Consider the following 14,614-nt stretch of genomic DNA (forward strand, 5'->3'; position numbering starts at 1 on the left):
ATACTGCACCTATGCCGCCGGCCCTTGTCAGCCGGGCGCAAGGAGCCTATGCGTGTCTTCGGAACCCCTTGATATTCAAACACCTTCAGGGACGTTTGAAACCCGGATCGACGTCCTCTGGGGCGAGATGGACGCGCTGCGCCACGTCAACAACACCGCCTACTTCCGTTATTTCGAAGAAGCCCGGGTACGTTTGTTTTTTGCGATGGGCCTGGACGGGGCCGTGGGCCGCTATGGCGTGCTCGCCCATGCCTCGTGTGATTTTCTCAAACCGCTGATGTATCCTGCCCGTGTCGCCGTCGGCATGAAGTGCGTGCGCATCGGCCGGACCAGCCTGGAACTGGACTGCTGGATCGCGGATGCCGGGGATCCGGAGACGCTGCATGCGCGCGGCCGCAATGTGCTGGTGTGCGCGGACGGCGTCACCGGCCGGCCTGTACCATGGACCGATGACGATCGGCGGGCGATGCATCGCTGCTTCGCCGCCTGACACACCACCGATTTCCGCTCATTTCACGAAGGAACCGTTGTATGGATAAAGTCTACGAAAGTGCCGAGGCCGCCTTGCGCGGTGTCGTGGCCGACAACCAGATGATCGCCGTCGGCGGTTTCGGGCTGTGCGGCATCCCCGAAGCCCTGATTGCAGCGCTGCGGGATTCGGGCGTGCGTAACCTGACCTGCATCAGCAACAACGCCGGGGTCGATGGTTTCGGCCTGGGGCAGTTGCTGTCCACGCGCCAGATCACCAAGATGATCGCGTCCTACGTGGGCGAGAACAAGGAATTCGAACGCCAGTTCCTGGCGGGCGAACTGGAACTGGAATTCACGCCGCAGGGCACGCTGGCCGAAAAGCTGCGCGCGGGCGGCGCCGGCATCCCTGCCTTCTACACCGCCACCGGCGTGGGCACCGTGGTGGCCGAAGGCAAGGACACCCGTGAATTCGACGGCCGCACCTACATCATGGAACGCTCGCTGGTGCCGGACGTGTCCCTGGTCAAGGCCTGGAAGGCCGACCGCAGCGGCAATCTGCAGTTCCGCCGCACGGCGCGCAACTTCAACCCCAACGTCGCCATGGCGGGCCGCATCACCATCGTCGAAGTCGAGGAAATCGTGCCCACCGGCAGCTTCGATCCCGATGAGGTCCACCTGCCGGGCATCTACGTGCACCGCATCGTCCTGAACGCGCAGCCCGAAAAGCGCATCGAACAACGCACCACCCGTCAATAAGGAGGCAGATCATGGCTTGGGATCGCGAACAGATGGCGGCGCGTGCCGCGCAGGAACTGCAGGACGGCTTTTACGTCAACCTGGGCATCGGCCTGCCCACGATGGTCGCCAACTATGTGCCGCAAGGCATGGAAGTCTGGCTGCAATCGGAAAACGGCCTCTTGGGCATCGGCCCCTTCCCCAAAGAGGACGAGGTCGACGCCGACCTGATCAACGCCGGCAAGCAGACCGTGACGACGCTGCCGGGCTCCTCGATTTTTGCTTCGGCGGATTCGTTCGCCATGATCCGGGGCGGCAAGATCAATCTGGCCATCCTGGGGGCCATGCAGGTGTCCGAAAAGGGCGACCTGGCCAACTGGATGATTCCCGGCAAGATGATCAAGGGCATGGGCGGCGCCATGGACCTGGTGGCCGGCGTGGGCAAGGTCGTGGTGCTGATGGAACACGTCGCCCGCGCCAAGGACGGCACCGAATCGCAAAAGCTGCTGCCCGCGTGCACGCTGCCGCTGACCGGGGTGGGGGTGGTGAACCTCATCATCACCGACCTGGGCGTGATGGAAGTCACCGACGACGGCCTGCGCCTGACCGAACTGGCCCCGGGTGTGACGGTGGACGAAATCCGCGCCAAGACCTCCGCCAAGCTGAACGTGTCCGCCGTCGCTTAGGCATGGTCTGAACTTCCCCAAGGAACCCGCCGTGACCCTGCAACATCCTTCCGTGACGCCCGCCGAACGCGTCGCCGCCTTGCGCGGGCGATTGGCGCAGTCCGGCCTGGCCGCCTGCCTGGTGCCGACGGCCGATCCGCACCTGTCGGAATACCTGCCGGATCATTGGGCGGCGCGCGCCTGGCTGTCGGGTTTCGACGGTTCGGCGGGCAGCCTGCTGGTCACGGCGGATTTCGCCGGTCTGTGGACCGACAGCCGCTATTGGGTCCAGGCCGAGGCGCAGTTGCGGGGCTCCGGCATCGTCCTGATGCGGGCCGGTGCGCCGGATGTCCTGGACATGCTGGACTGGGTCCTGACGCATCTGGCGCGCGGCGATCGGGTCGCGGTCGACGGTCGGGTGCTGGACCTGGCGGCGGAACGCCGCTGGCGGTCCGGCCTGGAAGAGGCCGGCATGGCGCTGGTGCTGGATCAGGACCCGGTCGGCGCCGTCTGGACCGACCGGCCGGCCTTGCCCGAGGCCCCCGTGTTTGAACACCTGCCGCCGCATGCCTGCCGGACGCGGGCCGCCAATCTGGCGGCCGTGCGGGCCGCAATGCGCGCGCACGGCGCGGCCTGGCATCTGCTGTCCTCGCTGGACGACATCGCCTGGCTGCTGAACCTGCGCGGCGCCGACGTGGACTACAACCCGGTGTTCCTGTCGCATGCGCTGCTGGACGCCGAGGGCGTGCGCCTGTATGCGGCGCCCGGCAAGATCGATGCCGCGCTGGCCGACCGCCTGGCGGCCGATGGCGTGGCGCTGCGCGATTACGCGGCGCTGGCCGCCGACTTGGCGGCTTTGCCGGCCGGCGCCGCCTTGCTGGTGGATCCGGCGCGTGTCACGGCGGGCACGCTGTCGCATGCGCCCCAGGCGCGGCGCATCGAAGCTCTGAATCCGTCCCAGTTGCTGAAGTCCGTCAAGCACGCGGCCGAGGCCGACCACATCCGCGCCGCGATGGCCCAGGACGGCGCCGCCCTGTGCGAATTCTTTGCCTGGTTCGAGGCCGCCCTGGCGGCGGGTGAGCGGATCACCGAGATCGACGTCGACATCCGCCTGTCGGCGGCGCGCGCCCGGCGTCCGGACTTCGTCAGCCTCAGCTTTGCCACCATCGCCGGCTTCAACGCCAACGGCGCCATGCCGCACTACCGCGCCACCGACGCGTCCCATGCGACGATCCAGGGCGACGGCCTGCTGCTGATCGATTCCGGCGGACAGTATCTGGGCGGCACCACCGACATCACCCGGGTCGTGCCCATCGGCACGCCCTCCGCCGGGCAATGCGCCGATTACACGACGGTCTTGCAGGCTCACATCGCCCTGGCGCGGGCCTGCTTTCCAGAGGACACGCCATCGTCCGTGCTGGACACCCTGGCGCGTCTGCCCTTGTGGCGCCGGGGCCTGGACTACGGCCACGGCACCGGCCATGGCGTGGGCTACTTCCTGAATGTCCACGAAGGCCCGCAGTCGATCTCCGTGCGCGGCCATGCGCGGCCCCACCAGGGCATGAAGGCCGGCATGCTGACCTCCAATGAGCCCGGACTGTACCGCGACGGGCAGTGGGGCATCCGCATCGAAAACCTGGTGCTGGCCGTGCCTGCGCAGCAGACGGAATTCGGCGTCTTCCTGGCGTTCGAGACCGTCACCCTGTGCCCCATCGACACGCGCTGCATCGTGCGTGCCCAGTTGTCCGCCGACGAGCGGGACTGGCTGAACGCCTACCACGCCCAGGTGCGCGAGCGCCTGTTGCCGCTGGTCGACGGCGCGGCGCGGGACTGGCTGCTGGCGCGCACCGAAGTGATTTAGATCAGGACCTAGGCATGCGTCAGCATCAGATGGCCTGCTGCCCCAGAGGCTTTCTTGACCCGGATTTCAATGTCGTAGCCCAGGCGGTTCAGGCAGTCCATCAGTTTGCGTTCTGAGAAATTCGAAAACTCGCCGCGCAGCAGGCTTGAGACCTTGGGCTGGGTCAGTCCCATGCGGCGGGCGGCTTCAGCCTGGGTGAGTCCATGCGCACGAATCGCCTTGGTGATCTCGATCGTCAACTCTGATTTGATCAGCAGTTTGTCGGCATCGGGCAGTCCCAGATCGGCAAATACATTGCCGGAACCGACCTCGACCTCGACGCCCGCTATCATGCGCTTATCCATGACCTTGCTCCTGTGAAATCAGGGCCGCGACCTTCAGGCGCTGGTGGATGATTGCCCTATCCAGCGCTGGCGTCGCAATGCCGTGTTTGCTCTTTTTTTGAAAAATGTGCAGGACGAAAACTGCGCCGGCGAAGCGCACCGTATAGACGGCGCGGTACGTTCCTCTAGCATCACTTTCGATAATCTCCAGTACGCCTGCGTCGCCCAAGCCTTGCATGACTTTCGTTGCCTGGTGGCGCTCGCCGCGCTGCGCTGCATCGAGCGCGTGTCCAAAGAATTTCCGCACGGCGACTGGCAGAGTCAAGAGGTCTTTCTTGCTGCCGCCTAACCAGATGAGCGGCTTCATGCAAAAAGGCCTTCAGTGACTATACCATTTATGGGATATTCAAAAGAAGGCGTATTCCGGGCTGACATGGCAAGCTCCCCCTGACTCAGGAGACACCATTCTGTTCAGGCCCGTAAAACCCCGCCAGACTGGAAAATCCGGACGGCTGAAAAAGTCCGTGCTGCGAATGCTGCGCCGGCAGGCTACATCAGATACCGCCTGAACCAGGCGATGCTTCGGCTCCAGGCCAGTTCGGCGGCGTCCTTGTCGTAGCGCGGGGTCGAGTCGTTGTGGAAGCCGTGGTTCACGCCCGGGTAGACGTAGGCCTCGTAGGTCTTTCCGCCGGCCTTCAGCGCGGCCTCGTAGGCCGGCCAGCCTGCGTTGACGCGGGTGTCCAGTCCGGCGTAATGCAGCAGCAGAGGCGCCTGGATGCGGGGCACGTCCTCGGGGCGGGGCTGCATGCCATAGAACGGCACGGCCGCCGCCAATTCGGGATAGGCGACGGCGGCCGCGTTGGCGACCCCGCCGCCGTAGCAAAAGCCGATGATCCCGGTCTTGCCCGTCGATCCGGCCACGGTCGGCAGGAATTCGACGGCGGCGAAGAAATCGTTCATCAGCTTGACGGGGTCGATCTGTTGCTGCAGCGCGCGGCCCAGCTCGTCGTTGCCGGGGTAGCCGCCCTTGGCGCTGAGGCCGTCCGGGGCCAGCGCCAGGAAACCGGCCTTCGCCAGCCGTCGGGCGACGTCTTCGATGTAGGGATTCAGGCCGCGGTTTTCGTGGACCACCACGACGCCGGGCACTTTGCCCGCCGCCTTGGCGGGCCGCACCAGATAGGCGCGCACCGTGCCGTTGCCCTTGGGGGACGGGTAGCGGATGTATTCGGCCAGGATGTCCGGATCGGTGAAGGATACTTGTTCGGCCAGCGCGTAATCGGGCGACAGGGCGGTCAGCAGGGCGGCGGCGCCCAATCCCCCGGCGGCGTAGCGCGCCGCCCGGTTCAGGAATTCGCGCCGGTCGATCAGCCCGTGCGCGTAGAAATCATAGAGTTCCAGCAGTTCCGGCGCGAAGTCTTTGGCGGTCAACCTGGACATGATGTCCTCCCGGCTTTCATGGATGATGCGGGAACCATGGTAGGCGAGACGGGCTGCGCGGTAAAGCGTCGGCGTCGCGCGTCCGCAATCCCCGGGCGCCCAAGCGCGGTCGGGGGCTGCTGATATGCTTTCATGGAGAAGTGGACAAGGAGGCCCTCTGCATGCGCACCGCCGCGTTCTCTAGATGTGTCAGCTATACGCTCCTGGTCACGGCGTTTTTCATCGGATTTTTCAATCGGTTCGCGCCGGCGACGTTCGCCGCGCCGATCGGCGAGACCCTGGGATTGGGCGCGGCGGCGCTGGGGGGGCTCGCCGCCATGCACTTCTGGGTATATACCTTGATGCAGGTGCCTGCCGGCCTGATCGTCGATCGCTTTGGCATCCGGGGGCCCGCGGCGATCGGCACGCTCTTGACGGGCATCGGGGCGTTGGTCCTGGGCATGACCGGCAGTTACGCAGTCGCCTTGTCGGGACCTTGCCTGGTGGGGCTGGGCATGTCGCTGGTTTTCGTCGCCATGATGAAGAACAACGCCATCTGGTTCGACGGCCGCCGGTTCGGAGTCGTGACCGGGGTGACGCTGTTGATCGGGACCTTCGGTTCGATCATGTCGGAAGCCCCTGCGCGCCTCCTCCTTGCGCTGACCGATTGGCGGACCGTCTTTGTGGCGCTTGGGCTGGGAACCATCGCCATGGCGTGCCTGATACTGCTCTTCTGGCGCCCGCCGGCATGTGCCGAGGGGGGCCGGCGGCCGGTGCGGGGAACGCCGCATCGGAGCGTGTGGCGGGACGTTGCGGGAAGCCGCCAGCTCTGGCTGGTCCTGCTGGCGATTTCCGGAACGAATGGGACGTTCTACGCGTTCGCGGGTTTGTGGGGGACCTCGCTGCTGAGCGATGGCTATGGCCTTTCCGGCGCTTCGGCGTCATGGATATTGACGCTGGCATGGCTGCCCTATGGATTCGGATCGCTCATCTTCGGCCACCTGTCCGATTGGATGCAGGCGCGCAAGCAGCTCATCTGGCTGTCTTCCCTGCTCAATGCGGCGGCCTGGTTCTGGCTGCTGCTCGTCCCCGGCGGGGGTTTCGCCGGCGGTCTCATGTGCTTCCTGGCATTGGGCCTGTCCAGCGGCGCCCAGGTCGTCGTGTCGTTCGCGGCCGTGAAGGAAAGCGTCCACGAGGATCTCACCGGGTCCGCCATTGCCTTCGTCAACATGGGGGTATTCCTGGCCACGGCCGTCGTCCAGACGACGTATGGCTGGATGGTCGCCCTGGGCGCGTCCGATCTTGCCGCCGCGTACAGGATGGCGCTCTGGCTTCCGGCGGGCCTGAGCCTGGCGGGGTTTGCCGCGGCGCTTGGGGTCAGGGAGACGTACCCCGCCAGGCCGGCCGCCTGACGGCCTGAGTGGAGCGGTTATAATTCTGCTTTCCTGCTGCGCCCGCACACCGGGCATCCATCCAAAATGACCAAATACGTATTCGTCACAGGGGGAGTGGTCTCCTCCCTGGGCAAGGGCATTGCTGCAGCCTCCCTGGCTGCGATTCTGGAATCCCGCGGGTTGCGGGTCACGATGCTGAAGCTGGATCCCTACATCAACGTGGATCCGGGCACCATGAGCCCCTTCCAGCACGGCGAGGTCTTCGTCACCGAGGACGGCGCGGAAACCGACCTGGACCTGGGCCACTACGAGCGTTTCGTGTCCGCCCGGATGCGGAAGGTCAACAACTTCACCACCGGCCAGATCTACGAATCGGTGCTGCGCAAGGAACGCCGGGGCGATTATCTGGGCAAGACCGTCCAGGTGATCCCGCACATCACCAACGAAATCCAGGACTTCGTCGCCCGGGGCGCCAAGGCGGCCTTCGACGGCCAGGCCGACGTGGCGATCGTGGAAATCGGCGGCACGGTGGGCGACATCGAATCGCTGCCTTTCCTGGAAGCCGCGCGCCAGATGAGCCTGCGCCTGGGCCGCAACCAGTGCGCCTTCGTGCACCTGACGCTGGTGCCCTTCATCGCTTCGGCGGGCGAACTGAAAACCAAGCCGACCCAGCACTCGGTGCAAAAACTGCGCGAAATCGGCATCTACCCGAACGCGCTGCTGTGCCGCGCCGACCGGCCCGTGCCCGACGACGAACGCGCCAAGATCTCGCTGTTCTCCAACGTGCCGCTGGACGCCGTGATCTCGGTCTGGGACGCGGATTCGATCTACAAGATTCCCGCCATGCTGCATCAGCAAGGCCTGGACAGCCTGGTCTGCGACGCGCTGGCCCTGACCCCGCCGCCGGCCGACCTGACGGTCTGGGACCGCCTGGTGCACGATCTGGAAAACCCGCGTGAATCCATCACCATCGGCATGGTGGGCAAATACGTCGACCTGACCGAATCCTACAAGTCTCTGTCCGAGGCCCTGGTCCACGCGGGCATCCATACGCATGCGCGGGTCCACATCGAATATCTGGATTCCGAGGAAATCGAGAGCCAGGGCACGGCCTGCCTGGCCGGCCTGGACGCCATTCTGGTGCCGGGCGGTTTCGGCAAGCGCGGCACCGAGGGCAAGATCAAGGCGATCCGCTACGCCCGTGAGAACGGCATCCCCTACCTGGGCATCTGCCTGGGCATGCAACTGGCGGTGGTGGAATTCGCCCGCCACGTCGCCGGTCTGGGCGGGGCCAACAGCACCGAATTCGATCCTGCGGCGGCCCACCCGGTGGTGGCGCTGATCACCGAATGGCAGGACCGCGAAGGCAAGGTCGAAAAGCGCGATTCAGGGTCGGACCTGGGCGGCACGATGCGCAAGGGCGCCCAGCGCTGCCCCGTCAAGCCGGGCACGCGCGCCTTTGACATCTATGGCGCCGAGGTCAACGAACGCCACCGTCACCGCTACGAAGTCAACAACGTCTACGTCCACCGCCTGGAAGAAGCCGGCCTGGTGATCAGCGCCCGCACGCCCACGGAAAACCTGCCGGAAATCATGGAGATCCCCGCGCACCCGTGGTTCATGGGCGTGCAGTTCCACCCGGAATTCACGTCCACGCCGCGCGACGGGCATCCGCTGTTCACCAGCTACGTCCAGGCTGCGCTGGCGTACCAGCGTCGCCAGTCGGAACAGCCCAAGGCGAAGCAGGCCTGATTTCGGCCTATTCAAGGAGTCCCCATGCAACTGTGTCATTTTCAGGCCGGTATCGAGCATCCCCTGTTTCTGATCGCCGGCCCCTGCGTCATCGAATCGCGCGAACTGGCTTTCGAGACGGCGGGGGTGCTGCAGGAAATGACCCGGGCGCTGGGGATCCCTTTCATCTATAAAAGTTCTTTCGACAAGGCCAACCGCAGTTCCGGCGCCTCGTTCCGGGGGCCGGGCATGGACGAGGGCCTGAAGATCCTGGACGACGTGCGCCGCCAACTGGGCGTGCCGGTGCTGACCGACGTGCATGAAACGGGCCAGGCCCGCGAGGTCGCCGCCGTGGTCGACGTGCTGCAGACGCCGGCTTTTCTGTGCCGCCAGACGGATTTCATCCAGGCCTGCGCGGCCACGCTGAAGCCGGTCAACATCAAAAAGGGCCAGTTCCTGGCGCCGGAAGACATGGTCCAGGTCGTGACCAAGGCGCGCGCCGCAGCCCTGGAGGCCGGCGGCGACGGCAGCAATATCCTGGTCTGCGAACGCGGCGCGTCCTTTGGCTATCACAACCTGGTGTCGGACATGCGTTCGCTGGCGATCATGCGCGGCACGGGCTGCCCGGTGGTGTTCGACGCCACCCATTCGGTGCAACTGCCGGGCGGGCAGGGCACGCATTCCGGCGGCCAGCGCGAATTCGTGCCGGTGCTGGCGCGCGCCGCCGTGGCGGCCGGCGTGGCGGGAGTGTTCATGGAAACCCATCCGAACCCCGCCCAGGCCCTGTCCGACGGCCCCAACGCGGTGCCGCTGGACCGCATGCGCGGCCTGCTGGAATGCCTGGCCGAGCTGGACCGCTGCGTCAAGCAGTCCGGCATGTTGAACGAGGGCGGTCTCTAAGGCCGTCGAATAGTCACTATAAATGTCGCCGTGTGCGGCCGGCTGGAATCCCGGGGTAGACTGGCTCTGTCGGCATCCCGTTAAAATGGCGGGGTTCCCCTTTTCACCCACCCTCTACACAGGCAGGACTGTCAGACCATGAGTGCAATCGTAGACATCATCGGACGCGAAATCCTCGACTCGCGCGGCAACCCCACCGTGGAATGCGACGTGTTGCTCGAATCGGGCGCGATGGGGCGGGCGGCGGTGCCGTCGGGCGCATCCACCGGTTCGCGCGAGGCCATCGAACTGCGCGACGGCGACAAGTCCCGCTACCTGGGCAAGGGCGTGCTGCGCGCCGTCGAGCACGTCAACACCGAAATCTCCGAGGCGCTGATGGGCCTGGACGCCCAGGAACAGACCTTCATCGACCGCACCCTGATCGACCTGGACGGCACCGAAGACAAGAGCCGCCTGGGCGCCAACGCGATCCTGGCGGCCAGCATGGCCGTGGCCCGCGCAGCCGCCGACGACGCCGGCCTGTCGCTGTACCGCTATTTCGGCGGCAGCGGCCCGATGCAGATGCCGGTGCCGATGATGAACGTCATCAACGGCGGCGCGCACGCCAACAACACCCTGGACCTGCAGGAATTCATGATCCTGCCGGTGGGCGCCTCCAGCTTCCGCGAGGCCCTGCGCATGGGCGCCGAAGTCTTCCACGCGCTGAAGAAAATCATCGGCGCGGCCGGCATGTCCACGGCGGTCGGCGACGAGGGCGGTTTCGCCCCCAACGTGGCCAACCACGAGGCCGCGATCGAACTGATCCTCAAGGCCATCGGCGAAGCCGGCTACGAGGCCGGTTCCCAAGTCGTGCTGGGCCTGGATTGCGCCAGTTCCGAGTTCTACCGCGACGGCAAATACCATCTGGCCGGCGAAGGCGGCATTGCCCTCAGCTCCCAGGACTTCGCCAATCTGCTGGCCTCCTGGTGCGATAAGTACCCTATCGTCTCCATCGAGGACGGCATGGCCGAGGACGACTGGGAAGGCTGGAAGCTGCTGACCGAACAACTGGGCCGCAAGGTCCAACTGGTGGGCGACGACCTGTTCGTCACCAACACCAGGATCCTGAAAAAGGGGATCGACCAGGGCATCGCCAATTCGATCCTCATCAAGATCAACCAGATCGGGACGCTGACGGAAACCTTCGCGGCCATCGAAATGGCCAAGCGCGCGGGCTACACGGCGGTGATTTCGCACCGTTCCGGCGAGACCGAGGACTCCACCATTGCCGACATCGCGGTGGCCACCAACGCCATGCAGATCAAGACCGGCTCGCTGTCGCGTTCCGACCGCATGGCGAAGTACAACCAGTTGCTGCGCATCGAGGAAGAACTGGCCGAAGTCGCCTCCTACCCCGGCACGTCGGCGTTCTACAACCTGCGCTAAGGCCTTATGCGCCTGCTGAGCCTCGCCCTGCTGGCCCTGACCCTGGCGACACAGTATCCGCTGTGGTGGGGGAAGGGCGGCTGGCTCAGCCTGCGCGGCCTGCAGGCGCAGGTGCAGACGGAAGCCGAGGCCAACGAGGCCCTGACCGCACGCAACAACGCCTTGCAGGCCGAAGTCCAGGATCTCAAGACCGGGATTTCGGCGGTCGAGGAACGCGCCCGCGGCGAGTTGAACATGATCCGCGAGGGCGAATACTTCGTCCAGGTGCTGCCCCGGCAGTAACGCGCCGGGTCTCGCGTCTCAGGGCGCCGGCTCGCAGGCAGCGGCCTCCGGTCCAGGGGGCGTCATTGCTCCTGTTTCTTGAGCCATGTCCGTGGCGTTGTCGTCCGGGCTTTCTCCGCTATCCAGATCATCGGCCTGTAACGTCGGGCCTTCCGTTGCGCCTGCGTCCGGCATGGCTGCTTCTGCCCAGGCCGCGTTTGTGCTTGTCGCACCATCCCGCCCCGTTTGTCCCGCAGCCCACCCCGGCGGCGCGGATACGCCATGCGTCACGCGTCCGTCCGCCAGATCCGGCCAGGCGGCCGGGTGCGACTGCATGGCGACGGTGACCCGGCGGCGAAACGGCAGATAACCCGCGGCCATCAGACGTGCCTGGGCAGGGTCATCCGCCAGAGGGGCCAGGGACCGCACGATGGCCCCGACGCCCGGCACCAGAGGACGGTGCGGCCACCAGAGTTCCAGGACCAGGGTGTTGGCTTCGTGGATGTTGAGGCCGGAGCGGGGACCTCGGCCTTGCGGCCAGCCCTGGGCCTGTCGGCGCGTCTGCTGCCGCGCCTGGTAGTCGTTGCGGATCAGGGGCTGGCCGGGGTAGGCGCGCGGCCCGCGCACGTCCGGGTCGGCGTGATCCAGGAAGACCTCGGGGGTCGGCCGTGCGATGCGGATGCGCCAGGGGGCGCCGCCCAGGGCGGCCCGGCGTTCCTGCAGCGCCCGGGCGGCGGCGCGGGGGGCAGGATAAGCCATGCGCAGACCGTGTTCGAAGGCCTGGGCGATGGCCTGCGGCCGGGCCTGCTGTGTGGCGCCTGCGCGGGCGGCTTCCATCAGGGCCAGGCTGAGCGTCTGGCGCAGGCCGGACCAGTGCGCGGCTTCCACGCCGCCCAGCCCCAGCGTCAGGATCGGGACGGCTGCCAGCAGGAAACCGGCCATGCCTGCGCCGCGCTGGCGGCGCCGCGCGGCGGTACGGCGGGCAAGGCCGCTGTCACGCTGCGGCCACGGCGCGAGGCGGGGCGGGCCGGAAGACGTTTCGGGGAGGAGATGGCGGGGGTACGACATGCGGGCCAGTATGCAGGCCCGCCTGCCGGGCGGAATAGTGGGGCGATTCCTCTATGACCGGGATGTCGCGCCTCGTGCGGGGACGCAGACGGACCATCATGCCTCATCCGGCTGCGGCGGCGCGTTCCGGCGGTTCGGACTGGTCGTACAGGGCGTAGCCGTTCTTATGGGTGGATTTGACCTGGTACATGGCCGTGTCGGCCGCGTCGATCAGCGAGGACAGGGTGTCGCCGTGCTGGGGGTACAGGCTGATGCCGATGCTGGCGCCCAGGGGATAGGTGGCGCCGCCGATGTGGATGTCCGCGCTCAGCCGCTCCAGCAGTTTGGACGCGATCCGCTCGACCTGATCCGGCTGTTCCAGTTGTGTGGCGACGACGACGAATTCGTCGCCGCCGATGCGCGCGCTGATATCGGTGCTGCGGATGCAGGATTTCAGCCGCTGCGCGACTTCCTGCAGCACCATGTCCCCGGCTTTGTGTCCGGCGCTGTCGTTGATGGGTTTGAAATTGTCCAGATCGATATAGCAGACGGCGACCAGATGGTGGGGACGCGTCGCCAGCACCAGGGCCTGCTCGAACAGCTTGCTGAGATAGTTCTTGTTGTTCAGGCCGGTCAGCGGATCGAAGTAGGCAAGATCGAGCGCCTTGCTTTCGGCGTCCATCAGCCGCTGCTGGAATTGCCGCAGCACGCAGGCCAGCAGCGCCAGGTACTGGACCAGCACCAGAACGGTGCCCAGGGCCAGTCCGGTGACCCGCCAGCCCGGGAAGGCTTCGATCAGGGGAAAGGCGGTCGCCCAGTGCAGGGCCAGCAGTCCGGAGAAGAAGGCCGCGACCCGCAGCCAGGGACCGGTGTCTGCCGGGCAGTGGCGCAGGCAGGCGATGGCCACGAAAGCGAGCATGCCGAGATTGAATCCGGCCAGGGCGGCGCGCAGGGTCCAGAGAGGCAGGGCCGGGGACAGCCAGGCCAGCACGAGTCCGCCGCCGAACAGGCCGGCGGCGGTACGGACCCAGCGTTCGCCTGCGGGCAGTTTCAAGAAGCGGACGATGCCGAGGGCCAGCAGGGTTTTTTCCAGTCCCGAGAAGAGGCCGTAAGCGAACAGGACCGTGCGGGGATCACCGGCGCCATCCAGAGCGAACAGCAGCGCGCGGGACACGGCGGCGGCCAGGATGGCGCCGGCCCACCATCCGGCGCCCGGATTGGTCCTGGGCACGCGGTTGATCCACCACAGCAGGATGGCGCAGATGCAATAAACCGTCGTGCCACTGATATGGACGATCTGGAAAAACATCGTGAATCCCCTGCCCTGGACTCGATCCTCTTATTGTGCACGGTCGCGCCGCCGCGCTCTACGGGCGCGGCGGGCGCGACCGTGCAAACCCTGATGGGATTTTCCCGATGGCGCGGCTCAGTGTAGCGTATCCGAGCCGGGAGCCTGCAGGGCGTCGGGGCTGTCGACGAACAGGGCGGCGCAGTCCACCGCATCGAAATCGTAAGGCTGGCCGCAGAAGTTGCAGGCGATGTGGACGTGGCCCTGTTCAGCCAGGATGTCCTCGACCTCCTGGCGGCCCAGCGTGCGCAGCATGCCGGCGACCCGATCGCGGCTGCAGGGGCAGTGCCAGCGCACCGTCTGTTCGGGAAAGGCCAGCAGATCGTCTTCCCAGAACAGACGATGGATCAGGGTGTCGGAGTCGGCCGTGCGCAGTTCCTCGCGTTCCAGCGTCTCGGCCAGGGTCGTGCAGTGCGTCCAGGCCGTGTCCACGTCGGCGTCGGGTTCCGCCGCGCCAGCCGGCGTCGATGCGCCGGGCATGCGTTGCAGCAGCAGTCCGGCGCAGGCCTGGGTGTCGGCAGCCAGCCAGAGCCGGGTGTCCAGTTGCTCCGAGTGCTTCATATAGTGTTCCAGGACGGCGGCGACCGTGTCGCCTTCCAGGGGCACGATGCCCTGGTAGGGCGTGGCGCCGGCCTGGCGCCCCGAGGGGTCCAGCATCACCATGAAGCGGCCCTGGCCGTCGGCATTGAGCAGATCCTGCAACCCGGCGTCGGCGGGCGGTTCGGCGTCTTCGCGCAGGTGGGCCGTGGCCCGCAGGTCCAGGGCCGAGGTGCATTCGACCATGATGAGGCGCACCGGGCCGTTGCCCTGGAGCTGCAGGACGACCGACCCGTCGAACTTGATATTGCCCGCCAGCAACACGCTGGCGGCGGCCAGTTCGCCGAGCAGGCCGACCAGCACGGGGGGGAGGTTCTGGTGGGCCAGTCCGGTCTGCCAGGCCTGGGTCAGGCGCAGGGCTTGGATGCGGGTGCCGCGGTCGGCGGTCAGGTATTTCTTCAGAGTGTCGCTCATGCGGGGATTCCGGGGTGGCGCGGCCG

Annotated in this window: 15 protein-coding genes; 9 read left to right on the forward strand and 6 right to left on the reverse strand. The window is 66.5% G+C overall.

The window, feature by feature from the left end:
- Positions 1 to 52: 52 nt before the first annotated feature.
- The 4 genes from ACFO0J_RS09705 to ACFO0J_RS09720 are packed head-to-tail and all read left to right on the forward strand — an operon-like array spanning position 53 to position 3,732.
- Positions 53 to 490: an acyl-CoA thioesterase gene (locus ACFO0J_RS09705; protein WP_376812864.1), complete on the forward strand. Its 438-nt coding sequence runs from the start codon at positions 53 to 55 to the stop codon at positions 488 to 490.
- Between the two features lie 41 nt (positions 491 to 531).
- Positions 532 to 1,227 carry a CoA transferase subunit A gene (locus ACFO0J_RS09710; protein WP_376812865.1) on the forward strand — a complete coding sequence of 232 codons (696 nt, stop codon included), beginning with the start codon at positions 532 to 534 and terminating at the stop codon, positions 1,225 to 1,227.
- A gap of 11 nt (positions 1,228 to 1,238) precedes the next feature.
- Positions 1,239 to 1,892: a CoA transferase subunit B gene (locus ACFO0J_RS09715; RefSeq protein ID WP_376812866.1), complete on the forward strand. Its 654-nt coding sequence runs from the start codon at positions 1,239 to 1,241 to the stop codon at positions 1,890 to 1,892.
- A 31-nt stretch (positions 1,893 to 1,923) separates the two neighbouring features.
- Entirely contained in the window at positions 1,924 to 3,732 is a 1,809-nt protein-coding gene (locus tag ACFO0J_RS09720) for an aminopeptidase P family protein (protein WP_376812867.1), read from the forward strand.
- An 8-nt stretch (positions 3,733 to 3,740) separates the two neighbouring features.
- On the opposite strand, the gene ACFO0J_RS09725 is transcribed toward ACFO0J_RS09720, so the two are convergent.
- The 3 genes from ACFO0J_RS09725 to yghX form a co-directional block, all read right to left on the reverse strand.
- Entirely contained in the window at positions 3,741 to 4,076 is a 336-nt protein-coding gene (locus tag ACFO0J_RS09725) for a helix-turn-helix domain-containing protein (RefSeq protein WP_376812868.1), read from the reverse strand.
- A complete protein-coding gene (locus ACFO0J_RS09730) occupies positions 4,069 to 4,422 on the reverse strand; it encodes a type II toxin-antitoxin system RelE/ParE family toxin (RefSeq protein ID WP_376812869.1) in 354 nt (117 codons plus the stop codon). Before ACFO0J_RS09730 ends, ACFO0J_RS09725 begins: the two co-directional genes overlap by 8 nt.
- A 182-nt stretch (positions 4,423 to 4,604) precedes the next feature.
- Entirely contained in the window at positions 4,605 to 5,492 is an 888-nt protein-coding gene (gene yghX, locus ACFO0J_RS09735) for a YghX family hydrolase (protein WP_376812870.1), read from the reverse strand.
- Positions 5,493 to 5,653: 161 nt separating this feature from the next.
- Here yghX and ACFO0J_RS09740 point away from each other — a divergent pair, with 161 nt between their 5' ends.
- From ACFO0J_RS09740 to ftsB, 5 genes are all read left to right on the forward strand, one after another.
- Positions 5,654 to 6,883, forward strand: a complete 1,230-nt coding sequence (locus ACFO0J_RS09740) for an MFS transporter (RefSeq protein WP_376812871.1) — start codon at positions 5,654 to 5,656, stop codon at positions 6,881 to 6,883.
- A 66-nt stretch (positions 6,884 to 6,949) separates the two neighbouring features.
- A complete protein-coding gene (locus tag ACFO0J_RS09745) occupies positions 6,950 to 8,617 on the forward strand; it encodes a CTP synthase (RefSeq protein ID WP_376812872.1) in 1,668 nt (555 codons plus the stop codon).
- 24 nt (positions 8,618 to 8,641) lie between these two features.
- Complete coding sequence (kdsA, locus tag ACFO0J_RS09750) at positions 8,642 to 9,496, forward strand: 3-deoxy-8-phosphooctulonate synthase (RefSeq protein ID WP_376812873.1); 855 nt, start codon at positions 8,642 to 8,644, stop codon at positions 9,494 to 9,496.
- A gap of 138 nt (positions 9,497 to 9,634) precedes the next feature.
- Complete coding sequence (gene eno, locus ACFO0J_RS09755) at positions 9,635 to 10,921, forward strand: phosphopyruvate hydratase (RefSeq protein WP_376812874.1); 1,287 nt, start codon at positions 9,635 to 9,637, stop codon at positions 10,919 to 10,921.
- A 6-nt stretch (positions 10,922 to 10,927) separates the two neighbouring features.
- Positions 10,928 to 11,203, forward strand: a complete 276-nt coding sequence (ftsB, locus tag ACFO0J_RS09760) for a cell division protein FtsB (protein WP_376812875.1) — start codon at positions 10,928 to 10,930, stop codon at positions 11,201 to 11,203.
- An 18-nt stretch (positions 11,204 to 11,221) separates the two neighbouring features.
- Here the strand turns inward: ftsB and ACFO0J_RS09765 are convergent, their stop codons facing one another.
- The 3 genes from ACFO0J_RS09765 to hslO form a co-directional block, all read right to left on the reverse strand.
- Positions 11,222 to 12,124, reverse strand: a complete 903-nt coding sequence (locus ACFO0J_RS09765; protein WP_376812876.1) for a TadE/TadG family type IV pilus assembly protein — start codon at positions 12,122 to 12,124, stop codon at positions 11,222 to 11,224.
- A 229-nt stretch (positions 12,125 to 12,353) separates the two neighbouring features.
- On the reverse strand, positions 12,354 to 13,538 hold the full coding sequence (locus ACFO0J_RS09770) for a diguanylate cyclase domain-containing protein (RefSeq protein ID WP_376812877.1): 1,185 nt from the start codon (positions 13,536 to 13,538) through the stop codon (positions 12,354 to 12,356).
- Between the two features lie 117 nt (positions 13,539 to 13,655).
- A complete protein-coding gene (gene hslO, locus ACFO0J_RS09775; protein ID WP_376812878.1) occupies positions 13,656 to 14,588 on the reverse strand; it encodes an Hsp33 family molecular chaperone HslO in 933 nt (310 codons plus the stop codon).
- Positions 14,589 to 14,614 lie beyond the last annotated feature (26 nt).

The organism is Castellaniella hirudinis, from assembly GCF_042651965.1.
Lineage (GTDB): Bacteria > Pseudomonadota > Gammaproteobacteria > Burkholderiales > Burkholderiaceae_B > Castellaniella > Castellaniella hirudinis.